At 52.4% G+C, this 26,846-nt stretch carries 18 protein-coding genes and 1 tRNA gene; 6 read left to right on the forward strand and 13 right to left on the reverse strand.

Going from position 1 to position 26,846, the window contains the following annotated elements; genetic code table 11:
• Positions 1–117 precede the first annotated feature (117 nt).
• On the forward strand, positions 118–1,308 hold the full coding sequence (locus tag FOE74_RS05865) for an MFS transporter (protein ID WP_149097666.1): 1,191 nt from the start codon (positions 118–120) through the stop codon (positions 1,306–1,308).
• 424 nt (positions 1,309–1,732) lie between these two features.
• On the opposite strand, the gene FOE74_RS05870 is transcribed toward FOE74_RS05865, so the two are convergent.
• Positions 1,733–3,586, reverse strand: coding sequence for an ABC transporter ATP-binding protein (locus FOE74_RS05870; RefSeq protein WP_149097667.1), 1,854 nt, complete (start codon positions 3,584–3,586; stop codon positions 1,733–1,735).
• Between the two features lie 279 nt (positions 3,587–3,865).
• Here FOE74_RS05870 and FOE74_RS05875 point away from each other — a divergent pair, with 279 nt between their 5' ends.
• Together FOE74_RS05875 and cysK are read left to right on the forward strand one after the other, a co-directional pair.
• Positions 3,866–4,699: a serine O-acetyltransferase gene (locus FOE74_RS05875; protein ID WP_149097668.1), complete on the forward strand. Its 834-nt coding sequence runs from the start codon at positions 3,866–3,868 to the stop codon at positions 4,697–4,699.
• A gap of 105 nt (positions 4,700–4,804) precedes the next feature.
• The gene (cysK, locus tag FOE74_RS05880; RefSeq protein ID WP_149097669.1) at positions 4,805–5,719 is read left to right on the forward strand and encodes a cysteine synthase A; all 915 of its coding nucleotides are present in this window, start codon (positions 4,805–4,807) and stop codon (positions 5,717–5,719) included.
• A gap of 97 nt (positions 5,720–5,816) precedes the next feature.
• Here cysK and FOE74_RS05885 read toward each other — a convergent pair whose 3' ends face one another.
• The 6 genes from FOE74_RS05885 to FOE74_RS05910 all read right to left on the reverse strand — a co-directional run bounded on the left by FOE74_RS05885 (position 5,817) and on the right by FOE74_RS05910 (position 16,428).
• A complete protein-coding gene (locus tag FOE74_RS05885) occupies positions 5,817–6,677 on the reverse strand; it encodes a DUF3575 domain-containing protein (RefSeq protein WP_225840689.1) in 861 nt (286 codons plus the stop codon).
• 347 nt (positions 6,678–7,024) lie between these two features.
• Positions 7,025–7,098, reverse strand: a tRNA-Ala gene (locus FOE74_RS05890).
• A gap of 246 nt (positions 7,099–7,344) precedes the next feature.
• The gene (locus FOE74_RS05895; protein ID WP_149097670.1) at positions 7,345–10,479 is read right to left on the reverse strand and encodes a TonB-dependent receptor; all 3,135 of its coding nucleotides are present in this window, start codon (positions 10,477–10,479) and stop codon (positions 7,345–7,347) included.
• Positions 10,480–11,031: 552 nt separating this feature from the next.
• Complete coding sequence (locus FOE74_RS05900; protein WP_225840690.1) at positions 11,032–14,286, reverse strand: TonB-dependent receptor; 3,255 nt, start codon at positions 14,284–14,286, stop codon at positions 11,032–11,034.
• A 243-nt stretch (positions 14,287–14,529) separates the two neighbouring features.
• Positions 14,530–15,186 carry a C40 family peptidase gene (locus tag FOE74_RS05905; RefSeq protein ID WP_225840692.1) on the reverse strand — a complete coding sequence of 219 codons (657 nt, stop codon included), beginning with the start codon at positions 15,184–15,186 and terminating at the stop codon, positions 14,530–14,532.
• A 279-nt stretch (positions 15,187–15,465) separates the two neighbouring features.
• Positions 15,466–16,428, reverse strand: coding sequence for a YheT family hydrolase (locus tag FOE74_RS05910; protein WP_149097671.1), 963 nt, complete (start codon positions 16,426–16,428; stop codon positions 15,466–15,468).
• A 241-nt stretch (positions 16,429–16,669) separates the two neighbouring features.
• Here FOE74_RS05910 and FOE74_RS05915 point away from each other — a divergent pair, with 241 nt between their 5' ends.
• The gene (locus FOE74_RS05915) at positions 16,670–16,855 is read left to right on the forward strand and encodes a hypothetical protein (RefSeq protein WP_149097672.1); all 186 of its coding nucleotides are present in this window, start codon (positions 16,670–16,672) and stop codon (positions 16,853–16,855) included.
• A 234-nt stretch (positions 16,856–17,089) separates the two neighbouring features.
• Here FOE74_RS05915 and phoU read toward each other — a convergent pair whose 3' ends face one another.
• From phoU to FOE74_RS05945, 6 genes are all read right to left on the reverse strand, one after another.
• Positions 17,090–17,773: a phosphate signaling complex protein PhoU gene (phoU, locus tag FOE74_RS05920; RefSeq protein ID WP_149097673.1), complete on the reverse strand. Its 684-nt coding sequence runs from the start codon at positions 17,771–17,773 to the stop codon at positions 17,090–17,092.
• 164 nt (positions 17,774–17,937) lie between these two features.
• On the reverse strand, positions 17,938–18,687 hold the full coding sequence (gene pstB / locus FOE74_RS05925) for a phosphate ABC transporter ATP-binding protein PstB (RefSeq protein WP_225840736.1): 750 nt from the start codon (positions 18,685–18,687) through the stop codon (positions 17,938–17,940).
• A 25-nt stretch (positions 18,688–18,712) separates the two neighbouring features.
• Positions 18,713–19,570: a phosphate ABC transporter permease PstA gene (gene pstA, locus FOE74_RS05930; protein WP_149097675.1), complete on the reverse strand. Its 858-nt coding sequence runs from the start codon at positions 19,568–19,570 to the stop codon at positions 18,713–18,715.
• The gene (gene pstC, locus FOE74_RS05935; RefSeq protein WP_149097676.1) at positions 19,563–20,438 is read right to left on the reverse strand and encodes a phosphate ABC transporter permease subunit PstC; all 876 of its coding nucleotides are present in this window, start codon (positions 20,436–20,438) and stop codon (positions 19,563–19,565) included. The genes pstA and pstC overlap by 8 nt, the downstream gene beginning before the upstream one ends.
• 268 nt (positions 20,439–20,706) lie before the next feature.
• Positions 20,707–21,699, reverse strand: coding sequence for a PstS family phosphate ABC transporter substrate-binding protein (locus tag FOE74_RS05940; RefSeq protein ID WP_149097677.1), 993 nt, complete (start codon positions 21,697–21,699; stop codon positions 20,707–20,709).
• A gap of 34 nt (positions 21,700–21,733) precedes the next feature.
• Positions 21,734–22,948: a porin gene (locus FOE74_RS05945; RefSeq protein ID WP_225840694.1), complete on the reverse strand. Its 1,215-nt coding sequence runs from the start codon at positions 22,946–22,948 to the stop codon at positions 21,734–21,736.
• A gap of 560 nt (positions 22,949–23,508) precedes the next feature.
• Here FOE74_RS05945 and FOE74_RS05950 point away from each other — a divergent pair.
• Both FOE74_RS05950 and FOE74_RS05955 read left to right on the forward strand, forming a co-directional pair.
• Positions 23,509–23,946: a hypothetical protein gene (locus tag FOE74_RS05950; RefSeq protein WP_149097679.1), complete on the forward strand. Its 438-nt coding sequence runs from the start codon at positions 23,509–23,511 to the stop codon at positions 23,944–23,946.
• Between the two features lie 552 nt (positions 23,947–24,498).
• Positions 24,499–26,649: a PAS domain-containing sensor histidine kinase gene (locus tag FOE74_RS05955; RefSeq protein ID WP_149097680.1), complete on the forward strand. Its 2,151-nt coding sequence runs from the start codon at positions 24,499–24,501 to the stop codon at positions 26,647–26,649.
• Positions 26,650–26,846: the final 197 nt, after the last annotated feature.

Genomic DNA, 26,846 nt, shown 5'->3' on the forward strand with positions numbered 1-26,846 from the left:
GTCCTGAGTCTGCGTTGCCTTAAGAATCACGTGAGCCGTGTTTTTAGCCTATTCTTCAGAAAAGGGCACCTAAACGGTAGTAGGATTGGGGGAAATTTGCTGACCTTTGCCGCCGTTATGAGTACTGTTGCCCCTGCTTATTCGTTCCGCTTCTGGATGCTGTGCCTGAGCTCGTTCCTTTTCTCAGCTAGTTTCAACATGATCATCCCGGAGTTGCCTAACTTCCTGACCCAACTGGGCGGGGCTGATTACAAAGGCTTCATCATTGGCTTGTTCACTTTGACCGCGGGCCTTTCCCGCCCTTTCAGCGGAAAACTCACGGATACAGTAGGGCGCTTGCCGGTCATGTACTTCGGGGTGGCCGTTTGCATCTTGTGCAGTCTGCTCTATCCTTTGCTCACCACCGTGGCTGCGTTTCTCATGCTGCGCCTCCTGCACGGCTTTTCCACGGGCTTCACGCCCACGGGCGAGGCCGCCTATATTGCTGACATTGTGCCGCTGGAACGCCGGGGAGCGGCCATCGGGATTTTCGGGTTGGCCGGCAGCTTGGGTTTGGCCGCTGGGCCAGCCATTGGCGGGGAGTTCAGCCGCCATTTCTCTTTGGATGCGCTGTTTTATTCGTCTTCGGGCATGGCCCTGTTGTCTATTCTGGTGCTGGCCAACCTGAAGGAGACGTTGCCCCATCCGCAGAAATTCAAGCTGGGCTTGCTGCGCATCAGGAGGAATGAGATTTTTGAACCCCGCGTAATGCCTGCGTTCGTGGTGATGCTGCTCACGCTGTTCTGCTACGGCGCGGTGCTCACCGTCACCCCTGATTTCAGTGAGCACCTGGGCATCCAGAACAAAGGCCTTTTCTTTACTTTCTATACCGTGGCTTCTATTGGAGTGCGTTTCCTGGCCGGAAGGGCCTCTGACCGGTACGGCCGCGTTCCTATTCTGCGGGTTTCCACGCTCCTGATGGCTGTTTCCATGGTGGTGTTAGGCCTGGCCCAGAGCAAGGCCATGTTCCTGGGAGCCGCCGTGCTGTACGGGTTCGGGACGGGCATGAATTCCCCCACGCTCTACGCCTGGGCCATTGACCTGAGCCATTCTGACCGCAGAGGCCGGGCCATGGCCACGGTATACATGGCCTTGGAAGCCGGTATCGGGCTGGGCGCCTTCGCCTCCGGCTGGATCTATGACAATGAGGTCAGCGCCATCCCGTACGTTTTCTGGGGAGCGGCTTTCCTTTGCCTCCTGGCGTTCCTGTATGTTTCCGTGGGCAAGTTTCCGAAGAAAACAGAGTTTAGTTCTGAGTCCGAGGAATAGTCCTGAGTTCTGAGTCCAGAGTCCTGAGTTGGGGGTCGGGAGTTTTATTGCACTTGGCACGAGTCTTCAGACTCCCGCCAGCCTAAACTTCCTAATTCCAACTCAGAACTCAAGACTCCCATTACAAGTACCCCTTCGCCTGGAGGCGGAACAGCTCTGCATATCGGGTGCCTTTTCAGGTGCCGTGGTTGGTGTTATCACCAACAACTTTTATTGCGTGGGCCTGCGCAAGGGCAACCACAAGGGATTGCCCCTACAGAGGATTTTAGCCTGTTTTTGGTGAAAGGCGTTGGAAGCGCATTTGTGGTTGTTGGTGATAACACCAACAACGGTGTCTGAGTTAAACCCTTTCAACATTCCAACTAAAGACTCAGGACTCAAGACTCAGAACTCAGGACTATTCCTAAGACTCAGGACTCCCTCCCTACAAATACCCCTTCGCCTGGAGGCGGAACAGCTCGGCGTATCTTCCGCCTTTGGCGATGAGGTCTTCATGGGAGCCCATTTCTACGTATTGGCCGTTCTCAATGACCAGGATCCGGTCGGCCATGCGCACGGTGGAGAAGCGGTGCGAGATCAGGACGGCGGTTTTGCCCTGGGTCAGTTCCGCGAAGCGCTGGAAGACCTCATGCTCTGCGCGGGCGTCCAGGGCGGCGGTGGGCTCATCCAGGATCAGGAGCTGGGCGTCGCGCATGTAGGCCCGGCCCAGGGCGATCTTCTGCCACTCACCACCCGACAGATCCACCCCTTTGTTGAACCGCCGCCCGATGACCTGATTGTAGCCCTCTGGCAGTTTGGCGATGACCGTGTCTGCCAGGCTTTGCTGCGCCGAGGACTCGATGCGCGAATGGTTTTCTTTTTCCTCAATGCGGCCAATGGCGATGTTGGTGCCGGCGCTCATCTGGAACCGCACGAAATCCTGGAAAATAACGCCTATTTCGCGGCGCAGATCCGCCGGGTCATATTCCCGCAGGTCTACGCCGTCCAGCAGAATACGGCCTTCGGTGGGGTCATAGAGGCGGGAGAGCAGCTTGACCATGGTGGTTTTTCCGGCCCCGTTTTCGCCTACCAGGGCCAGTTTCTCGCCGGCGTGCAGCGTGAAGCTGAGGTTTCTGATGGCCCATTTCTCTGAGTTGCGGTACTGGAAGCCTACGTTCTCAAACGTGAACCCAATGCGGATAGGGTGGGGGAAAGGTGGGGCCTGGGTGGTACGTTTAATGCGCGGCTGGAGCTCAAAAAAGTCAAAGAAATCCTGGAGATATAAGGCTCCTTCGGCCACGCTGGTGAACCGGTTCAGCACTGCTTCCAACAGTCCCCGCAAGCGCATGAAGGAGCCCGATAGGAAGGTGAGCTGCCCTAGGGAGACCTGCCCCTGTACCGTTTGCAGGAGCAGATACACATAGGCCCCGTAATATCCGGCGCTGCCCAGCGCGGCGAACACGCTGCCCCAGCCGGCCCGGCGGGAGGCCAGTTTCCGGTTGTCTTTGTAAAACTGGTCAGAAAGCACCTTGAAACGGTCAATGAGGAAACCAGACAGCCCGAAGATCTTCACTTCTTTGGCCGTGTCGTCGCTGGCGCCGGTCTGGCGCAGATAATCCAGTTCCCGGCGTTCCGGCGTCCAGCCGTGCACCAGGGAGTAGCTGCGCTCATTGAAGTGCGACTCACCTAAGAAAGCCGGCAGCACCGCCACCAGTAACAAGAGCAGGAGCCAGGGATAGAAGGCGACCAAACCGGCCGCCAGGAACACCATGGTGAGCAGGTCTTGCATCTGGCCCAGCACCTGGCTCATGAGAACGGTTCGGCTCAGGGTTTGGCGGCGGGCCCGCTCCAGTTTGTCATAGAAAGCTGAGTCCTCAAACTGATCCAAGTCCAGCTCGGCGGCGTGTTCCATGAGCCGCACCGACGACTGGTTGGCGAACAGGTCGCCCAACAGCCCGTCTAGCAGCGCGATGCCCCGGTTCAGGAAATCAGAAAGCACGGCCAGGCCGAACTCGATGGCCACCAGCGTGAGCAGGTAACCCAGTAGCTGGTCGTTGGTACGGGTCAGGCGCACCACCTCGTCAATGATCAACTGGCCCACGTACAGCATCACCACCGGTACCGCCGCCCTGAACAGGCGCAGCACCACGTTCATGAAGGCCATGCGCGGGCTCGTTTTCCAGACCATTTTCAAGAAAGGCGGTAAATGCTTGAGGGCACTTACCCGCTCTTTGACCGACAACTGTGGTTTGCCGGGGGGTGGCGTTTTCCTGCCAAGTAAATTATCCCAAAATGCCATAAGCGGTGAAGTTAGGGAAAAGCCTGCGTATAGCCACCCTGGCTACAAACGAGTGCCTTGCCGCTTGGTTGAGCAAGGCGCAGGAATGCTTCCTATAAAAAAGGAAATAAGCCTTAGCCGCGTTTTTGTTTCGTTTTCACAGAAACAGGCCCAAAAGAGGTACTATCCTTTTAGAAACCAGAGGCATGGGCAGTGGTAACCCAGGCAGCTTTACCTTTGCCTTGGCGAAAAGGAGCGGTTTTTCCTTTCCTTCGCGCGTTATTTTCGTAGGTTACTTTTATGGAAGAGTCATTTTTACAGCGGCTGTGGGGCTTGCATCAGCAGAACCAGCTCCGCATACCCACGGGCTTGCTGTGTCAGTTCCTGAACCGGTTGCTCCAGATGCTGTTTCCGCCGCTGGCGGAACAACCTTTCAGGGATGCGCAGGCCCTGGCACAGGAGGCTACGTTCCTGGAGCAGGAACTGGAATCGCTGCTGGAAGGGGTGCAGCACATCAGCGCGTTTCCGGCGGTTGAAACCGTAGACCGTTTCATGCAGCAGTTGCCTTACCTGCACGAGCAGTTGCTCTCTGACGCCCACTTTATCTTGCAGGAAGACCCGGCGGCCCGGCACGTGGAAGAAGTGATGCGGTCTTACCCGGGTTTTTACGCCATTGCCGTGTACCGCATCGCCAATGTGCTATACCAGGATGGTGTGCCCTTGCTGCCGCGCATTCTCTCTGAGTACGCCCATAGCCGCACCGGCATCGACATCCATCCCGGAGCCCGTATTGATTTTCCGTTCTGCATGGACCATGGCACCGGTATTGTGATAGGCGAGACCACCGTGATTGGCAAGAACGTAAAGTTGTACCAGGGCGTGACCTTGGGGGCCCTGAGCGTGGCCAAGTACATGACCGATCTGAAACGCCACCCCACCCTGGAAGACAACGTGATCATTTACGCCGGGGCCACCATTTTGGGCGGCAGCACGGTGATTGGGGCGCACAGCATCATTGGCGGAAACGTATGGCTCACAGAGAGCGTACCGCCTTATTCCAGGCTGTACCACCGTGCCCAGATAAAAGTGAGCCGTTCAGAGTCGCCGGAGAATATCCTTGATTTTTCCATTTAGTCTACTGACTTTATAGAGTTAGTGAAATAGTTTTACATTTGCACTGGCCCCAAGGCGGCCCTAATAGCCTTCCTTTTCTTTTTATTCAACCGTATACCCTACGATATGAAAGCAGAAAGCATTTTACAAACCATCGGCAACACGCCGGTGGTGCGCATCAATAAATTGTTTGGCCCAGAGGCCCACGTGTGGATGAAGCTGGAACGCGCCAACCCCGGCGGAAGCATCAAAGACCGCATTGCCCTGTCTATGATTGAAGACGCGGAGCAGCGGGGGCTGCTCAACCCCAACAGCCACATCATTGAACCCACCTCCGGCAACACCGGGGTAGGTCTTGCCATGGTAGCGGCCGTGAAAGGGTATGCGATCACACTGGTCATGCCAGAGTCCATGTCTATTGAGCGCCGCCGGCTCATGGCCGCCTACGGTGCTAAACTGGAGCTGACCCCTCGGGAAAAAGGCATGAAGGGCGCCATTGAACGTGCCCATGAACTGGCCTCTGAGAACGAGAATGCCTGGATTCCCATGCAGTTTGACAACGAAGCCAATACCCGCGTGCACATTGAGACCACCGCGCAGGAAGTCATACAGGATTTTCCTGACGGGTTTGATTACCTGATCACTGGCGTAGGAACCGGAGGACACATCACGGGCGTGGGCCAAGTGCTCAAAGAGAAGTTCCCTAACCTGAAAGTGCTGGCTGTAGAGCCTTCGCTGTCACCGGTGTTGAGCGGCGGTGCCCCAGGTCCACACCCCATTCAGGGAGTGGGCGCAGGCTTTATCCCCAAGATCATGGACATGTCCGTCTTAGATGGGGTAATTCAAGTAGAACCCAAAGACGCATTTGAATACGCCCGCCGTGCCGCCCAGGAAGAAGGTATCTTCATAGGCATCTCGTCTGGCGGTTCTTTGGCTGCCGTGGCCCAGAAACTGACTGAGTTAGAACCAGGTGCCCGCATCCTTACCTTCTGCTATGACACCGGAGAGCGGTATTTGTCGGTAGAAGGTTTATTTGTGTAAGAGACACCAAGCCAGTAAAAACAGAGGCCGCCCTTGTTTGGACAGGGGTGGCCTCTGTTTTATGGCAGTTTTTAGGAAATATGCCGGCAAACGGTTTCTAGAAAGCGATGCCCAGGCTAAAGCCTAGTCCTCTGATGCCCAGGAAAGGGGCGTTCCCTTTCACGGTGACGCCGTTGTTGGTGACGGTGGCCTCTACCTCAGAGTTGCCGGGTAAATCATCCACAATGGACTCAATGTCCTCCTCCAGTTCCCTTTTTTCTTCGGCGGTCATGGTGCTTAGGTCGGTCCGGCCGTTCATGTCTACTTTCATTTTGCCGTAGTGGCCGCCCATGATAAACCAGTCAAAGGCGATTCGCTTGGCTATGAGCCACTGAGCCCCCACCATTAAACCGCCTCCTAACCCCTTCACGTTTCCATCTATCGGAATGACATACGTACGGGTGTCTGTGTCATATTCATGGGAATAGGTGGCGTCCAGGTCCATGTACCTGCCATACAAGGAGAGGTACAGCCCTCTGGCCCCTGGTTTCTTGCCAGAATAGAACCTGATCTCGCCGGTGTAGGTCTTGTTGGCGGCCGTGGAACGATTCAGGTCCTCCACCAAGCCGTCTTCTTCCTCTTCTAACTGTTCCACCACCTTTTCCACCAAGGGCAGCGACCCCACGTTAGTTTCCGGCATGAACCGGTAACCCGCTACCAGGGTAGTTTTCCGGGAGATGGACCGTTCATAGCTGAGGCTGTAATTATCAAAAGCCAGCGACGAAAGGTTTATTTTGAGGATGTTCTTCCGGAAAACCTCCTCTTTGGTATTGTCCTGGAGCAGGGTAGGCCGAGGAAGGGCTAGGATGGTTTGGCTTCTAGGCTTTTCCGGTGGGGCAAGCGCCATCATAGAAGACGTCTGGGCCACGCAGGGAAAAGCAGAAACGGCCACAAGAAGAAAGGTAAAAACGTTTTTCATAGGTCTGTCTGTTTAATACCTGGCAATGTTTATATTTTAACTTTGATTAACAATACTGCTAAATAGGTATTTCTTCAGGAGTTTTTGCCTGTTTCTTGAGCAGGTCAGGTGGTCAGCAATTATACAAAGGGTAGGTAAGGCTATTCCGGTAATGCTAAAGGCAAGTTGAGAGTGAGGAAATTGGGAAACGATGGAATGAGGCCGCTCATGAGGGATCTTCCGTAGAAAAAGAGGAAGGGAGTAGTGAGAAAGTCAGAACCTGTTTATGCGTTGTTTTGGCAATAATGGCAAAAGAAGAGACAAAAAAAAGCCCTTCCAATTTCCTTGGAAGGGCTTTTAAAAAACTGTGGAGAATATCGGAGTCGAACCGATGACCTCTTGCATGCCATGCAAGCGCTCTAGCCAGCTGAGCTAATCCCCCGTTTTGATGTTACAAAAGTAACAGGCTTTCTGATAACTACAAAATCTTTTCTGCGCATTTCTGCTTTCCCGGGTGCTTCTTTTTTCTGCTTCTAACCGGTATTAACCATTGGTTGTGCGGTAAGGGGCTGATACTGTTTTGTTTAATGGGGTATGAATTAGTTGAGGTAAGCTTTTCAATCCTTGAAAAAAAGTAAGGGGCGGACGTTTATTTTCCGCCCCTTTTGTAAAAAATGCGCCCTAAACCTTACTCAAAGATATAGCGGAGGCCTAATTGCCCTTGCCATCTGGAAGAGAAGTTGGTGGTCCAGACCGTTGAGGTGGGTTGGTTGAAGGTGAATGTAGGGCGGTTCTGTTGGTTTCGGTTCACAAACCGGACCAGTTCCACGGCCGCATTGTTCACGCTATAACTACGCCCCCAATCCTCATTGAATAGGTTACCCACGTTGAACACGTCAAAAGTAAGCTGCAAGGTATGTTGCTTAGCGCCAATGGTGGTGAAGATGTCCTGCGCCAGGCGAAGGTCTACCCGATGCGTCCAGGGGGTTCTGGCGCCGTTCCTTTCAGAGTATTGGCCGCGGCGGGTTCTCAGATACTCGTCATTCTCAATAAAGGAATTCAAGTCTGCCCATTGCTGCGCGGCAGTACGGGTAACCACCCCAGAAGAAACCAGGTCTACCAATCCGCTTTCTTCAATGGTGCGCGGCACGTACAGCAGATCGTTCGCCGTGTTGCCATCATTGTTTACATCACGAGCATACAGGTAGGTGAAGGGCAAGCCCGACTGCCCTTCATAAAAGAGGGAAATGGAGGTAGAGAAGTTGTTCAGCCATTTGAACGTGTAGCCGCCGGAAGAGATGATCCGGTGGCGAATGTCAAAGCGGGAGTAGGAAAGTTCTGGGTCATTTGGGTTCCGGATAATCTGGTTGAACTGCCAGTTAGACAGAGCGGTACTGCTGGCGCCACTGTTTACGTCTTCTGACCGGCCGTAGGTGTACGCCACCATAGTGTTAATCCCGTTATTGAAGTTTTTCTGCAATTGGCCCGTTAAAGAATAGGTATAGCCCTTACTCGTGTTGTCAAGCAAGATCACGTTGGTAAAGCTGTTGGAAACGCGGGCGTTAGAATACAGTGGGCGGTTGTCAGGTCCGGTCAGCGTACTGGTGGGTTCCAGAAGATTAATGTCACGGTACACAATGTCATTCAAGGTCTTGGAGTAAATACCTTCCAAGGTGGCAATGATGCCAAGGGGGAGGGTATAATCAACGGCCAGGTTGCTCCGGAACGTCTGGGGGATCTTGAAGTCTTCCGTGATCAGGTTAATCTCCGTAGAGGTAGTGGGCCCCAGAGTGCGGATCTGGTTGACATCAGAAATAAACCGGTTAGGCGCCGTCTGATTTAGCAACCGGAGAGTATTATAGTTGAGCCCATTGTTGACAAACTGGTTCGACTGCCACACAAACGGCACCCGACCAGTAAAGATGCCCGTACCCCCACGCACCTGTATGGTCTTGTCGCCTTTTACGTCCCAGTTGAAACCCAGGCGGGGTGCCCACAGCAGTAAACCACTGGGGGTCTCGTCTGTTCTCAGGTTGGTGTACTGGGGAATGTTCTCAAAAGCAGCTTCCACGGCCTGGTTGCGGGCCGGCGCATCAGGGATCACCGGTACATCCAGGCGTACCCCCAGGGTTAACCGGAAGGTAGGGAACAGGTCTATTTCATCCTGGGCATAGAACCCTAGCTGCATGGCGTTGAATTCAGCGGCCGGGGTGGGGTTGTTAGGGTCAGTAGAATAGTTCTGTTCAATCTGGAAGGGCCTTCTGGCGTAGAAGTCCTGTACGTTATTGAACTGGTAGTACCCGTTGTAGTTGTTGATGAACAGGTTCCTGAATTTGAAGAACTCATTGTGGGTACCCAGGGTGATGGTGTGGTTCCCCCGGAAGATGGTGAAGTTGTCGGTGAATTCAAAAATGTCCTGGTCCAGTTCATTGAAGGCCGAACTACGCTCAGTACCGGCAGAGATGGTATTACTGCCGCTGTTCAGGAACCGGATGGTGACCTGCGGGAACAAGGCGCCAGGCGTGTCCCGCTTGTCCCTGATTCTGGAGTAACCCACAATCAAGCTGTTGGACAGGCTTTCAGAAAAACGGCTCCTTAACTCAGCTACCGTGCTGTTGGTAATGCTGTTGAACTGGTACGCATTGTTGCCAAACCGGAAGGTGGTGTTGGTACGGGTGATGTTGTCATCAAAGGCATCCACAAAGTTGTGGCGCAGGGTAAGCTGGTGCCGGTCGGTGATGTTCCAGTCCAGGCGCCCGAACAGCTTGTTGCTCTCTGTACGGCGGTTTACCGGCCCAAAAGTGCCCGGGTCATACCCGTACCGGACGCGTAGGGTATCTGCTATCCTTCTAACGTCTTCGGCAGGCACAATGGAGGTAGATTCTCCCAGGTTGAACAGCAGAGGCTCGGTGCGCCGGGTAATCTCCCCATTCAGGAAGAAGAACAGCTTGTCTTTGACCACTGGTCCGCCTACCCTGAAACCGGTCTGGTAGTCTTTGAATTCAGCGGTTTCCCGTCCGGTCACCGGATCATCACCCACGGTGTTCTGGTTGCGGCCGAACCCATAGACAGAGCCTTCCCAGTTGTTGGTGCCCGAGCGGGTGACTGCGTTGATCCCGCCACCCGTGAAGTTCCCGAATTTTACGTCATACGGCGCCAGCACCACCTGAATCTGGTCAATGGCATCCAGTGAAATGGGCTGCGTGCCGGCTTGCCCTCCGGGGGTGCCGGTGCCCGCGAGACCAAACACATCGTTGTTCACGGCACCGTCAATAGTGATGTTGTTGTACCGGTTATTGGCCCCGCCCAGAGAGTTGCCTGACGCTTGGGGAGTGAGCCTGGTAAAATCCTGCAAAGAGCGGTTCAAGGTAGGCAACCGTTCTATCTGTTCGCGGGACACGTTGGTGGCGGCCCCTGTGCGGTCCGCGTTAATCACGGATCCGCGCTCAGAGACCACCTGCACTTCATTCAAGCCCACCGCATTCTCAGAGAGGCTGACGTCTAACCGAAGGGTCTGGCCCAAAGACAGGAATATGTTTTCGCGCCTCTGGTCTTGGTAACCAATATAGGTGGTGGTGATGGTGTAAGGCCCTCCCACCCGCATGTTCTGGAGGTTGAAGCGGCCAGCTTCATTGGTGCTGGCGGCATATTGGGTGTTAGACGGCGTGTGCACAGCCACCACGGTGGCGCCGGGCAGACCTTCGCCCCGGGCATCTGTTACCTCACCGGTCATAGAGGCCGTGGTTGTCCCCTGGCCCCAACTAAGTTGGACCGGTAACCACATCACCAAAAAGAAAAGTACCCTGGTACAAAGTTTTTTCATAAAAATTCCTTTAATCAAAGCTTGAGGATGAACTGATAAGTAGCAGAAATAGCAATAGAGGCAGTGTTTTAGCACTTAAGTCAGAAAGGCTCCTCCGGTAGAAAACAGGGTGGAGGCGACCAGCCGGGATGGACTGGGAGGGGAACGTCAGTATATAGGAGATCTTTAATACTAACTGATAGGGTATCATTTAGTTAGCTGCTTCCCTTTACGGTGCCTTTCCGTTCAGGTTAGCCAGATGGTGTAACTTATTTGTTATCTATTTTAATTAAAATAGGCAGGAAATAAAAATGTTATTGGAATTGCCATAGAGGTTGTCTTTTGTTCTTCAGCGATACCATGCTGTATATAGCTGGTCGTATTTCCTCCAGAGACAGCATTGGAAACTTAGGTTATGTCACCTCAGGGAAAAGTCGTTTTGAGCCTGTTTTTTTTAAAAGAGCCAAAAAAGCCTACCCTTTAGGATAAGCCTCTGTAAGAAGAGAAAAAGGAAGGCACAAAAAAAGGGCGAACCATTGGTTCGCCCTTTCTCTAATTGGTTTTGTTGAATCTTTATTGGAAGATGTAACGAAGACCAACTTGTCCTTGCCATCTTGAAGAGAAGGTATTTCCCCAAACTTTTTTAGCTGGCTTGCTGAACGTATAAGTTGGTATATTAGTTGTAGCGTTACGGCTAGCACTTACTAATTCAACAGCAGAGTTCTGGATAAAGTACTGATGGCCCCAGTCCTTGTTGATCAAGTTGCCAACATTGAAGACATCAAAGCTTAATTGGAACTTATGGTTTTTGCCACCAGCAGCAAAGAGGAAATCTTGTGTTAAACGTAAATCAACCTGGTGGGTCCATGGCGTGCGGGCACCGTTACGCTCTGTGTATTGTCCACGACGAGTGCTTAGGTAAGAATCTCCTGAGATGTAGGCATCTAAATCAGCCCACTGCTTGTCATCTACAATGTTGATTTCACTTCTGTCTCTAGGCACATACATCAAGTCGTTACCAGTGTTACCATCTCCGTTGAGGTCACCTCTGTAAAGGTAGGTGAAAGGAGTGCCAGACTGGCCTTCGTAGAAGAGTGCAATGGAAGTACCAAAGTTGCCCGCGTAGTTGAAGGTATAACCACCAGTGGCAATGATACGGTGACGAACATCAAAACGAGAATAAGAAAGCTCTGGGTCATTTGGGTTCCAAACGATCTGGTTAAACTGCCAGTTAGAACGGGCGGTGCTGCTTGTGCCACTGTTCAAGTCTTTAGACTCGCCGTAAGTATAGGCAACCATAGTGTTCAGGCCGTTCTCAAAGTTCTTTTGTAACTGGCCGGTTAAGCTGTAAGAGTAACCTCTGTTAGCGTTGCTCAACAAGATTGTGTTGGTAAAGCCAGAGTGGACTCCTCTTTGTGTTGGGTAGGTAGGACGGTTATCGGCACCTACGAGAGTACCAGTAGGCTGTCTCAGGTTCACATCTTGGTATACAATGTCATTAAGGGTTTTAGAATAAATACCCTCAAGTGTAGCAATGATGCCTAATGGAAGCGTATAGTCAATACCCAAGTTGGTACGGAACGTTTGCGGGATTTTGAAATCATTGGTAACCAAGTTGATCTCAGCAGTGGTTCCGGCGGTACCTAAATCACGGATTTTATCAATGTTTGGCTCAAAACGAGGCGGGTTGTTGCGGAACAGGGTATTAAATGTAATACCATTGTTGGTGAATTGGTTAGACAACCAAACAAATGGAACACGGCCGGTGAAGATACCAGTACCACCACGAACTTGGAAGGTTTTGTCGCCTTTCACATCCCAGTTGAATCCTAAGCGAGGTGCCCACAATAACTGGCCACTAGGAGTTTCATCGGTACGTAAGTCTCTTAACCCGTTGTATGGGAAATAAGCTTTCTCCAATGCGTAGTTACGGTCAGGAGTATCTGGCATTACCGGGATATCTAAACGTAAACCAAGGGTTAACCTGAAATTGTCGGTTACTGAAATCTCGTCCTGAACGTAGAAACCTAATTGCATGGCATCAAATTCTGCCGCTGGACGTGGATTGTTGGCATCAGCAGAATATGTTTGCTCTATACGGAAAGGTCTTGGAGCTGGGTTACCATTTGCATCAGTTCTGAAGAAGTCTCTGAAGCTGTTGAACTGGTAGTATCCATTACCATTGTTCACGAACAGGTTGCGGAAGCTGAAGAACTCATTGTGCGTACCTAAAGTCAATGTATGGCGACCTAAGAAGGCAATCAGGTTATCAGTTACTTCAAAGATGTCCTGATCCAACTCATTGAAAGCAGAGCTACGCTCAGTACCAGCATCAACGTTACCTGTACCACCGTTAGAGTAATTGATTCTGATCATTGGGAAGAGACCACCAGGCGTATCACGTTTATCACGAATTCTTGAGTATCCCACAATTAAATTGTTAGAAATGCTTTCTGAGAAGCGGCTTCTTAATTCAGCTACTGTACTGTTAGTAGTGCTGGCAAATTCGTAAGCGTTGTTGGCAAAACGGAAACCATTGGTAAAGCGAGAGATGTTGTCATCAAAAGCGTCAACAAAGTTGTGCCGAAGCGTTAATTGGTGACGGTCTGTGATGTTCCAGTCTAGGCGGGCAAATATCTTATTACTTTCTGTACGGCGATCAAGAGGACCAAAAGAACCTGCATCATAGCCGTAGTTGGTGTTGAGGTAGTTGTATAACATCTCCACACTATCTCTTGGTACTGTAGAACCGGCATCACCCAGATTGTTTAAAAGAGGCTCAGACCGACGTGTGATTTCACCATTCAGGAAGAAGAACAATTTATCTTTAATCACCGGACCGCCAATACGGAAACCAGTCTGGTAATCCTGAAAGTCAGCTGGTTTAGCTTCTGTCACGGGGTCTTTCCCGATAGTTTTCTCATTACGCATGAAACCATACACAGAACCTTCCCAGTTGTTTGTTCCTGAGCGGGTAACGGCATTGATACCACCACCCGTGAAGTTACCGAATTTCACGTCATAAGGAGCTAATACCACCTGGATCTGGTCAATAGCGTCCAATGAGATAGGCTGAGTACCAGCCTGACCACCAGGAGTACCACTACCAGCTAAACCAAACACGTCATTGTTCACGGCACCGTCAATGGTGATGTTGTTGTACCGGTTGTTGGCGCCACCAATTGAGTTACCTGAAGCCTGAGGCGTAAGGCGGGTGAAGTCTTGTAAAGAGCGGTTAAGGGTAGGTAAGTTTTGAATCTGTTCGCGAGATACGTTAGTGGCGGCTCCGGTGCGGTCTGCATTGATAACAGCACCGCGTTCAGCAACTACCTGTACTTCAGAAAGCCCTATGGCACCTTGAGAAAGATTGAAGTCTAATCTCAGATTCTGACCCAGGGCAAGAAATATATTCTCTTTGCGCTGTTCTTGGTACCCTACATAAGTGGCAGTGATAGTGTACGGGCCGCCTACGCGCATGTTCTGTAGGTTGTACCGGCCATTGGCATCAGCACTGGCTGCGTATTGGGTGTTGGAAGGAGTGTGTACTGCCAAAATGGTTGCTCCAGCCAAACCGGCGCCACTAGCTTCTGATAGTACGCCATTCATGGAGGCGGTTGTTGTGCCTTGACCCCAAGACAGGTGCACAGGCAAACACATCACCACGATGAGCATCAATCGGGTAAACAGGTTTTTCATAAAGGGTTTTTTTTGGGCAAAAGTATAAAAGGTGAAAAGAAAAGAAGGTAAGGATATTGTTAAATTAACATTAAGAATGTTAACAGAACGGCAAAGAGAGGAAATAGAAAAATCCCTGTGGTAAGAGGACATCTGTTGTGGTCAGTAATTTGACATCACAAAGATAGAGAGGAAATTGGTTTGTCTGACAAGCATTTGTGAAACTTAATTTTAAGTTTCAGATGAACCCCAAGAGAGGCCATTTACGATTTGTTAACGCATTTTTAAATTGTTAACCAAGGCTTAAGGCAAGCGTTTGTTCGTTGGAGGATTAGTAATAATACCAGCGGTCTGCTGTGGTTTTATCAAAAGCAGAAATTTTTAGAAGGATAATTCTTAGATGCCGGGACGCACCGCTTTTACAAATATTTTTTGATAATAAGGCGAGAATAGGTTGTCTTCTGTGACACCCAAAGAAGTGGAGGCATGGATAAACCATATTTCTTCTGGGTTTACTACTTCAGTCACCATGCCCACGTGGGTAATGTTGGAAAGGCTGTTAGAGGAGCTGAAGAAAACCAGGTCACCGGCCTTGAGCTCATGGGTAGAGACAGACGGCCCAAACTGGCTTTGCTCAGAAGAGGTGCGCGGAAGCTGGATGTCAATGGCCTGGAAAGAGGTACACAGAAGGCCCGAGCAATCCATGCCCACGCGGGTGGTGCCCCCAAATTTGTACGGAGTGCCCCGGAAGGAGCGGGCGGTGGAAATGACTGTCTGTATCTCACGGCTCACGGCCCGGTTGCTGGAAAGCCGGATAGAGCGCGATGGCTTTTTGCTCTTGCTGGAGATCCTGATTTCCTTGGTAGGTTTGCGGGTAACTCCTGTGCGGCGGCGTTCCAATCGTTCTTTTCTCTTCAGCTCCGCAATCTCGCTGGCCGACCGGTACTTGTCATTAGGCTTGCTAAACGTGGAGTAAGAAGACTTACCGCAGGAGCCCAGCAGCAAAGCCAGACTCAACAGAAGGAGAGAAGAAGTTTTAGATACGTGGTTCAAAGCTATCTCTTAAGCGGCTTGTACTAGGGAACGACAAAGATAAACCATTCCCTTTTTTCTGAAAAGTAATTTCAGGCTTTGCTTTTGTAAACGATAAGGCAAGTCGGGAATTGTAGGGCCGCTGTGCTTCGCCGGCTGAAACAGGTGCTAAAAGAAGCTGTTCTGGGGCCTTTGCACCAGGCTAAAAGGAAGGGTTTGTTTTGTTACTAACAGAGAATTAATGGGTTATGTAACAGAGATGTTTCCCTGCTGTTTTTCAGAAAAAGAGCCAAAAAGAATTTACCCCCTGCCTTGCAGGAATTCCACGGCCCGGCGCTCAGAATAGTAGAGGCCCTTGAGGAAATCCTCAGAAAAGCCTACGTGGCCTCCTTCTTTGGGCATTTCCAGGTAAAAATCTGGGTTCTGTAGGGCTTGGTCTACGGGGAAGCACTCCTGCGAGAGAAAAGGGTCATTCTGGGCGTTCACCAGCAGCGTGGGAACCTTGATCTTGTGCAGGTGCGCCACCGAACTGCACCGTTCATAGTAGTCATGGGCGCTTTCAAAGCCGTGCATAGGAGCCGTATACCGGTCATCAAACTGCTCAAAGGTGAGAATGCGCTCATAATCCGTTAAGTCCACCTCAAACCGTTGCGCCTTCTCCTTCAGTTTTTCATGGAGCGACTTCAGGAACCGCCGCATGTAGATGCGGTTGGCGGGTTTGGCCAGTTGCAGGCACGCGCTGTGCATGTGGCAGGGAACAGAGAAGACCGCGGCCCGGGCCACCTGTTCGGGTACCTTGTCCGTCCATTGCCCCAGGTAATTGAGGGTGAGGTTGCCGCCCATGCTGAAGCCCACCAGGTAAATAGTTTGGTAATTGCCGGTGGCCAGCGCATGGCGCACCACCAGGTCCAGGTCTTCTACGGCCCCCATGTGGTACGACCGGAGCAGGTGGTTGGGCTCGCCGCTGCAGCTCCTGAAATTCCAGGCCAGGGCGTCCCAGCCGGCCTTGTTCATAGCGCGTACCATGCCTTTCATGTAGGGCCGGTGGGTGTCGCCCTCCAGGCCATGTGACAAGACCACCAAGGTGCCTGCCCCCACCTGTGACCAGTCCAGGTCCAGGAAATCCTGATCCGGGGTAGTGATCCTTTCCCGCCGGTACGTCACCGGAGGTAGGCGCCGCAGCACGCTGGGTAGAATGGTCTGGAGATGCCCTTTGAGCAGATAAGACCGGCTTTGGCCAAAACGGGAGGGGAGAAGCGGCATAAGGTAGGGTTCCGGGGCAAAAGAAGACCGGAAACGCAAAATTACGCCTTTGAACGGGGTGCCGCAACTCTATGAGAGGAAGCTATAGTAATTGGACTATATTTATTCATCGGCACTTTGGTTGTATTCACCGTGAAGAGCAGGAGGTAGAGCTAAAAAATAAAAAAGGAAAGGATGAAGCCTTTACTTTTGAGGTATTATTGGTTTATAGAAAAGTTTCTCCCCCTAATTCTCTACAAGAATGCAGTATCTTGATGCAGTAGAAAATATAACTCCTCAAAGGCAGCTTCCGGGAGAAGTTCTGAAGAGCTTCCTCACGCCCGAGCAAATGATCCAGTTGGCCTATGCCAGATTGGCCTACCTGAAAGCCCTTTACAGAAAACAGCTAGGCTTTGAGGGGGAAGAATATACGCAGAAGAGGAGGTAGTCAGCCCTGCCTGGGTTTCCTGTCCATTTCTTTCAAAAGAGCCCTAAACCATAACTCCTATCCAACAACCATTTACAACGCTTCCCTTCCTGGGTTTGAAAAAGGCCACCGGGCAGGGCGTTAGTAGCCTTTTCTGCCACGTTTTCAAAAAAGAAGGCGGTTATCTCTGCTGTGGTAGCCAGAGATAACCGCCTTGGGGTTTCAAGCGCAACCCTCGCCTGCCAGGCAGACGAATTACTGAGGATCTTTACCGCGCTTCTTTTTCTGTTTGTGCTTGACCACCTTGGCATCCACGTAGAAGATAATCTCCTCGGCAATGTTGGTGATCTGGTCCCCAATGCGCTCCAGCTTCCGGATGATGCCCGAGACCTTGAGGCTCTGGTTGATGTTGTCTGGGTGCGCCTGGATGTACCGGATGATCACCTTGTCGGTTTTCACGTGGATCTTGTTGAGCAGCTTGTCGCGCTTGATGAGGTCGCGGGCCAGCTCGGTGTTTTCCTCGTAGAAAGCCCGTTGCACATCAGCCAGCATAGATTCAGCGGCATCATACATCTCCAGTACCCGGGTGGTTTCCAGCAGTTCGGGGTCCACGGGAAAATTGGCTTCCCTGATGAGCTGCGCGATTCCTTCAGAGGAATCACCGATGCGTTCAATGTTGGCGTTGATTTTCAGGATGGCCATGAGCCAGCGCAGGTCCACGGCCACCGGGTTGTAGAGCGCGAAGATGTTCTCGCACATGCGGTCAATCTTGATGTCATAGGCGTTCACCTTCTTTCCGCGTTTGATGATCTTCCGGAGCAGCTCCTCATCCCCATTCAGCAGAGCGTCTTTCCCGGCCAACATCTGAAACTCCACCAGGCTCCACATTTCGTTTACCTTGTCTTTGATAGCGAGGAGCTCTTTATCTAAATGATTCATGGGTCTAGAAGCTTTTCTGGGTGTTAAATAGAGGATAATATAAACAACTTTCGTCAGAACAACGGGATACTCCTTGGCCAAAGAGGCGCCGAGGCCTGTTTAAGGCCTGTTTCTGCAAAACGAGGCCTTAAACAGGCTTTCATTCCGGGCCAGTGGCCCCGGGCTTACCCAAAGCGGCCGGTGATGTAGTCCTCGGTGCGTTTGTCTTTGGGGTTGGTGAAGATGGTCTTGGTTTTGGCATGCTCCACCAGTTCACCCATGTAGAAAAAAGCGGTGGTATCACTTACCCGACCGGCCTGCTGCATGTTGTGGGTTACAATCACAATGGTGTACTGCTCCTTCAGTTGGTGGATCAGCTCCTCAATCTTAGCCGTGGAGATGGGGTCCAGCGCCGAGGCGGGTTCATCCATGAGCAGCACCGAGGGGGAGATGGCCAGGGCCCGGGCAATGCACAGACGCTGTTGCTGCCCCCCAGACAACGCCAGGGCAGACTTGTTCAGGTTGTCCTTCACCTCGTTCCATAGGGCCGCCTGGTGCAGGGCTTTCTCGGCGGCCTCTGCCAAGGCGGCCTTGTTAGACATGCCCTGGATCTTGAGCCCGTAGACCACGTTTTCATAGATGCTCTTAGGGAACGGGTTGGGTTTCTGGAACACCATGCCCACCCGCTTGCGCAATTCATCTACCAGCACGTTCTTGGCGTAGATGTTCTCCCCGTCCAGCAGGATCTCGCCTTCGGTCTTGAAGCCATCTATATAATCATTCATGCGGTTGAAGATGCGCAGGAAGGTAGACTTTCCGCAGCCGGAAGGCCCAATGAAGGCTGTCACGGTCTTTTCCTCCATGGCAACGTTGATGCCTTTGAGCGCATGGAAGTCACCGTAGTAGGCGTTGATATCCCTGGCTTCTAACTTTATCTGTTTTTTGCTCATGCTTGTGTGCTTACCACTTTATTTTTTTCTGCTGTTTGTTCCGTAGGTATACGGCAATGCCATTGAGCAGGAAGGTGATCAATAATAACATGATGATGGCCGCCGCCGCATTCACCAGGAACTCGGCCTGGGGCCGGGAGGTCCAGTTGAAGATCTGGATAGGCAACACGGTGAACTCATCATTGGGCGAGGAAGGCACGAACGGCACATAGGCCAGCGCACCCACCACCACCAGCGGCGCGGCTTCCCCTACGGCCCGGGAGAGGGACATGATCACGCCCGTCAGGATTCCGCCAAACGCGGCGGGCAGCACCTGCAGCCACGTGGTCTGCCATTTGGTGGCGCCCAGGGCAAAAGAACCCTGGCGCACCGTCTGCGGCACCGCTTTGAGCGACTCACGCGTGGTCACGATCACAATGGGTAGTACCAGGAGCGAAAGGGTCATGGCGCCGGCCAGCAGGCTACTGCCCATGCCCATCTGCCGCACAAAGATCTCCAGACCCAGCAGACCGTAGATGATGGAAGGCACCCCCGCCAGGTTGGCGATGTTGATCTCCAGAAAAGAGGCCATCTTGGTTTTCTTGGTGTATTCCTCCAGGTAGACCCCGGCGGAAATGCCCAGCGGGAAGGCGATGAGGCTGGTGAGTACCAGGATCCAGAGGGTACCGGCCCAGGCCGTGAGAATACCAGAGCGGCTGGCCCTTCTGGAGGGCAGGCTGGTGAGGAAGTCCCAGTCAATGCGGGCCAGGCCCTCAGAGAGGATGTTGATCAGGAGCGCCGCCAGGAACACCAGCCCAATCAGCATGCAGAAGATGCCGAAGACCTGGAAGGCCTTGTCTTTGATTCGGTTGCGGGTTGAGTTAGTCATACTTCTCCTGATATTTCTTTTTGATCCAGAAGCTGAGGTTGTTCAGCGCGAAGGTGAACACGAACAGCACCAGGCCCGCCGCGAAGATGGTGCGGTATTCCAGTGAGCCGTGCGGCACGTCGCCCAGGCTTACCTGCACAATGTAGGTGGTGATGGTCTCAATGGGCACCAGCGGGTTGAGCGTGAACCGGGGCTGCTGGCCGGCGGCAATGGCCACCAACATGGTTTCGCCCACCGCCCTTGAGATAGCCAGGATCACCGAGACGATGATCCCGGAGGATGCGGCCGGCACCATTACCTTGAAGGCGGTCTGCAGGCGGGTAGAGCCCATGCCATAGGCCGCCTCGCGCAGGGATTTTGGCACCGCGCTAATGGCGTCTTCGCTCAAGGAGGAGATCATGGGAATGATCATGATGCCCATCACGATACCCGCGGAAAGGGCGTTGAAGCCCGCCAGGTTAGGAATGAAGCCTTGCAGGAACGGCGTGACCACGGTAAGGGCGAAGAACCCGTACACCACCGTAGGGATGGTGGCCAGCACCTCCAGCACGGGCTTGATGGTGCTCTTCAGCCGCGCCGGCGCGTACTCATTAAGGTATATGGCAATGGTGAGGCCCAGGGGCAAGGCCACCGCAATGGCAATGGCTGTGGTCAGGAATGTGCCTGCCACCAGCGGCAGAATCCCGAATTCCTTTTTGGCGAAAAGCGGCGTCCATTCCGTTCCGGTGATGAATTCAATGATGGACACCTTCTGGAAGAAGGGGATGGAACCTGAGAGCAGCACCCAGATAATCCCAATGGTGACCAGGATGGTGATGGTAGCCGCCAGCCACAAAAGGCCCTCTATGATTTTCTCCGATAGTTTCAAACCTTGGGAGTTTAGTTTCGGCTGGGCCGCAAAAGGGGCCTAGCCGGTTTGGTTGACATTTAGTACTAGCTTGTCCTGCCGCGTACTCCGCAGGCAGGAAGGGTGAGCCGGGTTTTAGACCTCTTTTCACAGAAACAGGCCCAAAATGAAGGTGGACTTACCTAGGAAGGCTTCCTCCTTGGCTTGTGGGCCTGCCGGGGAAAAGCGGTTTAAGGGGTGTTTTAAGAAAAATGACCCTTAAACCGCTTTTCCTCTGTGAAAGGTCCGCTTACTTCTTCAGCCCAGAAACGAACTCTTGGAACTTCTGTTTCTGCTTCTTGATCTCTTCTTCTGGCATGGCAATGTAGCCCACCTCAGTGCTCAAGGCATTGGCATTGTCCAGGTAGAATTCCACGAACTCCACCACCTCTGGTCGGCTGGCGGCTTTGGAGTTCACGTAGATGAACAGAGGTCTGGAAAGCGGGGCATACGTGCCGTTTTTCACCGTCTCTGGGGAAGGCAGGATAGCGCCTTTCCCGTTCGTGTCATTCTGGTCATCTATGGCTACGGCTTTCAGTTTTGCTTTGTTCTCCACGTAGTACGCGTACCCAAAGAAACCCAGGGCGAACTTATCTGTAGACACGCCCTGCACCAGCACGTTGTCGTCTTCAGAGGCGGTAAAGTCGCCGCGGCTGGCGTGGCTCTTGCCTACCACGGCCTCTGTGAAATAGTCATAGGTGCCAGACTCTACGCCGGCGCCAAACAAGTGAATCTCCTGGTCAGGCCATTCCGGACGGATCTGGTTCCATCTGGTGATCTTGCCTTGGGCGGCAGGCTCCCAGATTTTCTTCAGTTCGGCTACGGTCATGGTAGAAGCCCAGGTGTTCTCTGGGTGCACCACCACGGTGAGGCCGTCATAGGTTACCGGCAGTTCCAGGTAGGTGATGTTGTTTTCCTGCGCCATTTTGGCTTCGCTCTCTGAGATAGAGCGCGAGGAGTTGTTGATGTCCGTCTCGCCGCGCACGAATTTCTTGAACCCGCCGCCGGTGCCAGACACCCCCACGGTCACTTTCACGTCTGGTGCCTCGGTCCGGAATTCCTCGGCCACGGCCTCCGTGATAGGGTACACGGTAGAGGAGCCATCAATCTGGATGCTGCCAGTGAGATTGTCGTCGGTGCCGTTTGATTCTTTGGAGTTTCCGCCGCAGGCTCCTAAAAACAGGGTGCCGGTCACCAGCAAGGCTGCTTTGAGGGTAGAAAGGTTCAGGTTCATTTTTTTCATGGTGTATACGTGTTCTGTTTAAGTCAATGGAACGTTAGAAATTGAACTGAGCCTGGATCCTGAGCATCTGGCCGTTCTGCCGGTTGTTCAGCGCTTTGCCGTCTCGGTTGGTCCGGTCAGAGATAGTGTACTGAGTTGCGAGCTCAAAGTTGGGCAAGGGCTGCCATTCCACCCCAATCTCGGTTTCGTACACCTTGCTGAAGCGGGCATCCGTCTCGGTTTTCTTGCCGCCTTCATAGAACTGCGCCTTGACGAAAGGAACGAGATGGTGCTTTCCTATGCTGACCAGGTACATGGCCTGGGCATAGCCCCCGTGCAGGTCTTTGGTTTGGATGGTGTTGGTGGCCGGGTCAAACTCAGGGCCTTCGCCTACGTTGTATTCGGCCTGGAACCCGAACGGCTGGGGGTACATCACAAGGCTGGCGGCCACGCGTTGGTCTTTGAAGTCGCCGCCTTTGATGGCGGTGCTGCTCAACTGGTCTGCCGTGACCGTGTAGGTGCCGGTGTAGGCCTGCAGGCTGGGCTCTATGATCTGCCCGTTTTTCAGGGCGAAGGGGTAGGTAACCCGGGCTACCACGTGCTGGCTGTTGTTGGCCTCTGCGCGGTTGGCCGTCTGGCCGTTGTAGATCCCCAGCCCAAACACGCCGTAGTCACCTGAGCCTTTGAGGCGGCTGTTGGCCAGTTCACTGAATCTTTTTCTGATGTGGGCCGGGGCCCAGTAGAACATCACGCCCAGGTCACGCTCATTGGGCAAGGCGCTGTTGAGGGCGTCATTCCGGTCTTGGGTAAGGCGGTTCTGGCTGGACTGCAGGTTCTCAAACCCGTAGGGGATCTTGCTTTGCCCCACCCGCAGCCTGAATTCCTTTTCCTTGTCTAAGGAAAGGTCAAAATAGGCGTCTCTGAGTTGCACGAAGTGGAGGCTGGAACTACCGGAAGGCGTAGAGGCCAGATCTGGCTGGATATACAGATACACCCGGTCATGGACGTTGCCGCTGAACACCAAACGGGCTCTCCGGATCAGGAAGCCGCCGCCTTCGCCCACCGATTTGTCGTATTCGGTTTTAAAGGAGGGGTTGGTTTCCAGCAGGCGGTTGTAGCGGAACTGCACATACCCCCTGAGGGAGATTTTGTCATACCACTTTGATTCGGCCTGTTTAGGGGCCACTGGCGCCGCAGCGGCATCAGTGGTCACTACTGAGTCTTTGGCCGGAATGGTTTGGGCCGTAGCTACGCTTTGCGGAAGTGTCAATGCAATACTAAGAATAAGGCCTAACGCATACCGGTGCCCGGGTATTCTTTTGTTTATGGGTGAGAACATAAGCAAAATTAAAAATGGTCTTGGCCGGCCGCTGCTCAAGGGTAGTCACGACCTTAAGTAGCTGAAATGCCGTAGCCTTGGGCGGGAAAGAAGTCTGAACGTTTTTCAGGCCTGGTTTTCCCTTTGTAGACGCCTGTAGTCAGCAGGTGTAAAGCGTTCCCAATAACATGGTGCAAAAGTAGAGGCATAGTATTGCCCCAATATTACTGCTATGTTACCTAATTGTTAAGAAAACGGAAGTCACCAGGTGCGGGCAACGAAAGAAAAAGGCAGGGCCTATTTTTCGGTTAAGTTCATGGGCAAGTTTACCCCGCAGGGTGGGTTTAGCAGGCTTTTTAAGAAAATGCCGCCTAAACAGGCGATTGGTGAGGGATGGAAAATAAAGTGCGGGCCGGGGGAAACCGGGAAAGCCATTTTGGGGTATGAGGTTAATTATCTTATATTTAATCACGCTTTTTTCATGAAATAGCTTGCGCTGAAACTATATTCTTATGGGGAAGACGATCCTACTGATTGAGCCTTACATGTCTATCTGGGTAGACACCAAAACCAATATCCTGTACGTGGACTGGTGGGGAGCCATCACCAAAGAGAATGTGTTAGACGGGTGCCGGCTGCTGCTAAGCATGCTGGAGAAAGAGACCTGCAACATGATCATCAACAACAACGCCAACGTTACCTCCCATTGGAAGGCTACCGCTATCTGGGCCGCCACCATCGGTTTCCTGGAACTGGACAAGACCACGTGCGCTTATTTTGCCTGGGTCAAACCTCCTCAAAGCAACCTGTCATCTGACTATGTGGCCCGCCTGGATACCCGAAAAGTACAGGTGAAAATATTTGATAGCCAGTTAGCCGCCGAGCGGTGGCTGCTTTCAGTACAGCAAAACCTCCCGCAGAAAGAGGAAGCCGTAGAGGAGGCAGCCTGAGCAGCCATCCCGGAAAAACCAGGTTGGCGGCGGTCCTTCATATTCTGGTCCAGCAGACCGGGCAGCGGTGAGGAGCCTGGCCACCGAGGAAGGGGGGCAGATTATGAAAAATCCCTGCAGACATGGACCGGGTGCTGCCTGAACCAAGCCTTAGCCAAAAGCCTGATGGCTACTTTGCGCCTTGTGGCCTTGTTCCGCCCAGGAGGGCCTTGCCCAGAGATTACTTTTGTTTACCACTTTTTACCCGGGCACAGATCCTTCAAATAGTGAATAGATAAACAGCTGTGCAGAGGCCCAAAGGAGGAGATCGGTTTTTATCCTGTTTTACAGAAAATATGGCCTAAACGCGGTCTCCCACCCGGCGGTTCTTGCGTAGGCAAGGGCAGCGAAAATTCTTCCCAACCTTCTACAGACCGCCCTGTTTACTTGTGGCAAGAGCGCCAATGGTTAGAACCATCCTGTGTAGTTGGCCTTAATTTTATAGATTTAGGATATTAAACGAAGAAAGTGGCTGATAATTCAAGTTCTGCCGTTCAAAACCGGCAAAGCTCCATGAAGTGGGAGAAGTTGGCGCAGCTGTCATTGGACATGATCTGCACCTTTGATAGAGATGGGTTCTACACCTATGCGAGTGAGGCCAGCATGGGCATGCTGGGATATGAGAGTGCAGAACTGGTAGGTCGGCATTTTACTGCCTTGCTGCACCCCGATGACTTAGAAAAAACCAACAGTGCTTTCCAAACCGTTCTGCATGGTGCTAAAAGTAAGGACTTTGAGAACCGGTTGGTGCACAAGCAGGGCAACCTGGTGCCTGTTCTGTGGTCATCTGCGCTGTCTGAGGAGGATGGCACTATTTACTGTGTGGTGCGGGACATCACCGAGCTGGAAGCGGGCAGACGCAGGTTAGAGGAGAGTGAGCACCGGTACAGAGCCTTGTTTGAGAACAACCCAGACATTGTCTACCTGGAAAACTGCGAAGGATTGCTTCTGGAGGTGAACAAGGGCTTTTGTGACATGTGGGGGATCTCCGCGGAAGAGGCCATCCACCAACCCTCGGTGTCTTTCCTGCCAGCAGAGGCGGTTTCCTCCGCTGAAGAGGCCCTGCAACAGGTGCTGCGGGGCAACACCATCCGGGAGGACCTGGAGATGGTCAAAGGAAACAAAAAGCTGGTATTCCATACCATCCAATACCCGGTCATGGTCAATGGAGAGGTGATAGGGGCCCAAACCATCGCCAGAGACATCACGTCCACGGTCTTAGCCTACCAGACCATCCAGAGCCAGGCCATGAAGCTGAATAACATCCTGGAGAGCATCACAGATGCCTTCCTTACCCTGGACAAAGACTGGCGCATTACCTATTTCAACAAAGAGGCAGAGCAGTTGCTTCCATTTGACCGGGCCAAGCACCTGGGCGTGAACATTTGGGATCTTTTCCCCGAGGAGGTAGGAGGTCCGGCGTATTTGCTGTACCACCAGGCCATAGCAACCGGGAAGACCACCGTGTTCACCACCTTCCTGGTGGCCCACAACAAGTGGTTCCAAGTCAAAGCATACCCTTCTGGAGAGGGCCTTTCCATCTATTTTGATGACGTCACCGAGAAAGTGAACACGCAGGGGGAGTTAGAGAAGCTCTCTTTGGTGGCCAGCAAGTCTAACAACGGCATGTTGATCATTGACAAAGACGGGGTCATTGAGTGGGTGAATGAAGGGTTCTCAAGGTTGCACGGCTATGGCCTGGAAGAGGCAGTAGGCAAGCGGCCCTTTGACCTGTTGCACCACCCCACCGTAGATGTCTCCCTTTATAAAAGCCTCAATGAGAAGCTGGGCCAGGGAGAATCTGTGTCTTTTGAGATTCTGAACCGCACTAAATCAGGGGAAGGCCTTTGGGTGAGCGTAGAGATCAGCCCGGTCTTTGACGAGGCCGGGAACATCACCCAATTTGTAGTGGTGCAGACAGACATCTCTGCCCTGAAGCAGTCTGAGCAGGAACTCACGAAATTGGCCAATGACCTTTACCGGCAGAAAAGCGATCTGCAGCAATTCTCCTACATCATCTCCCACAACCTGAGAGGACCTGTGGCCAATGCCCTGGGCCTGACAGACCTCCTCATGGAAGTGCCCAGCGATACCGTGGTCTTCAGCAAGTCATTGCGATTCCTGCAGCAGAGCGTCAAGAAGTTAGATGCGGTGCTCATGGATGTGAACACCATTCTGGGGGTACGGGACAGCAAAGGCAACCTGGAGGTAGAGCAGGTAGATATCCTCAATGTGTTAGAGCAGGCCCTGTCTTCGTTTAAAGAACCCCTCTCTTCCACCGGGGCAAAGGTGATCATAGACGTGGAGGAAGACATGCGCGTGAGGGCCAACAAAGCGTATTTACACAGTATTTTTTATAATCTGCTGTCAAACTCCATTAAATACCGGTCAGAAGAGCGAAGCCTGGAGATTCGGGTTAAATGCTTTGAATATGCCGAGAACAGGATGGTCATCTCCTTTTCAGACAACGGGACCGGTTTTGATATGGACAAGGCGAAAGACAACATCTTTAAACTATACAAGCGGTTCCACACGGAACAGGAGGGGCGGGGTATGGGATTGTTCCTGATCAAAAGTCACTTAGACGCCATGGACGGTCATGTGGAAGTCACCAGCCGGGTAGGCGAAGGCACCAAATTCATGTTGTTCTTATCCTTGAAATAAAGGCAGAAAGTGAAAAAAAGGATGGAATCACGGGCTTGTTAAAACCGAGGCACTACCCTGTGTCTTAGCATGTCCGCTAAGGAAGCTGGCAGCAAATAGAATGGGGTTTCTCCGGCCTTTTAAGTAAACCATTGCTAAACCTGTACCTGCTCTGTTGAGAATAGCCTACGTGATTTGGCTTTTTTCAAATCCACTTT

The organism is Rufibacter glacialis, from assembly GCF_008271745.1.
Taxonomy (GTDB): domain Bacteria; phylum Bacteroidota; class Bacteroidia; order Cytophagales; family Hymenobacteraceae; genus Nibribacter; species Nibribacter glacialis.

Bases quoted from the DNA above. Each gene is read 5' to 3' on its own strand.
- FOE74_RS05940 (WP_149097677.1), bottom strand. From the start codon at position 21,699: ATGAAAAAAATGAACCTGAACCTTTCTACCCTCAAAGCAGCCTTGCTG.
- FOE74_RS05915 (WP_149097672.1), top strand. From the start codon at position 16,670: ATGCAGTATCTTGATGCAGTAGAAAATATAACTCCTCAAAGGCAGCTT.
- FOE74_RS05950 (WP_149097679.1), top strand. From the start codon at position 23,509: ATGGGGAAGACGATCCTACTGATTGAGCCTTACATGTCTATCTGGGTA.
- FOE74_RS05870 (WP_149097667.1), bottom strand. From the start codon at position 3,586: ATGGCATTTTGGGATAATTTACTTGGCAGGAAAACGCCACCCCCCGGC.
- FOE74_RS05910 (WP_149097671.1), bottom strand. From the start codon at position 16,428: ATGCCGCTTCTCCCCTCCCGTTTTGGCCAAAGCCGGTCTTATCTGCTC.
- FOE74_RS05900 (WP_225840690.1), bottom strand. From the start codon at position 14,286: ATGTCCTCTTACCACAGGGATTTTTCTATTTCCTCTCTTTGCCGTTCT.
- cysK (WP_149097669.1), top strand. From the start codon at position 4,805: ATGAAAGCAGAAAGCATTTTACAAACCATCGGCAACACGCCGGTGGTG.
- FOE74_RS05955 (WP_149097680.1), top strand. From the start codon at position 24,499: ATGAAGTGGGAGAAGTTGGCGCAGCTGTCATTGGACATGATCTGCACC.
- FOE74_RS05875 (WP_149097668.1), top strand. From the start codon at position 3,866: ATGGAAGAGTCATTTTTACAGCGGCTGTGGGGCTTGCATCAGCAGAAC.
- FOE74_RS05865 (WP_149097666.1), top strand. From the start codon at position 118: ATGAGTACTGTTGCCCCTGCTTATTCGTTCCGCTTCTGGATGCTGTGC.
- pstA (WP_149097675.1), bottom strand. From the start codon at position 19,570: ATGACTAACTCAACCCGCAACCGAATCAAAGACAAGGCCTTCCAGGTC.
- phoU (WP_149097673.1), bottom strand. From the start codon at position 17,773: ATGAATCATTTAGATAAAGAGCTCCTCGCTATCAAAGACAAGGTAAAC.
- FOE74_RS05885 (WP_225840689.1), bottom strand. From the start codon at position 6,677: ATGAAAAACGTTTTTACCTTTCTTCTTGTGGCCGTTTCTGCTTTTCCC.
- FOE74_RS05895 (WP_149097670.1), bottom strand. From the start codon at position 10,479: ATGAAAAAACTTTGTACCAGGGTACTTTTCTTTTTGGTGATGTGGTTA.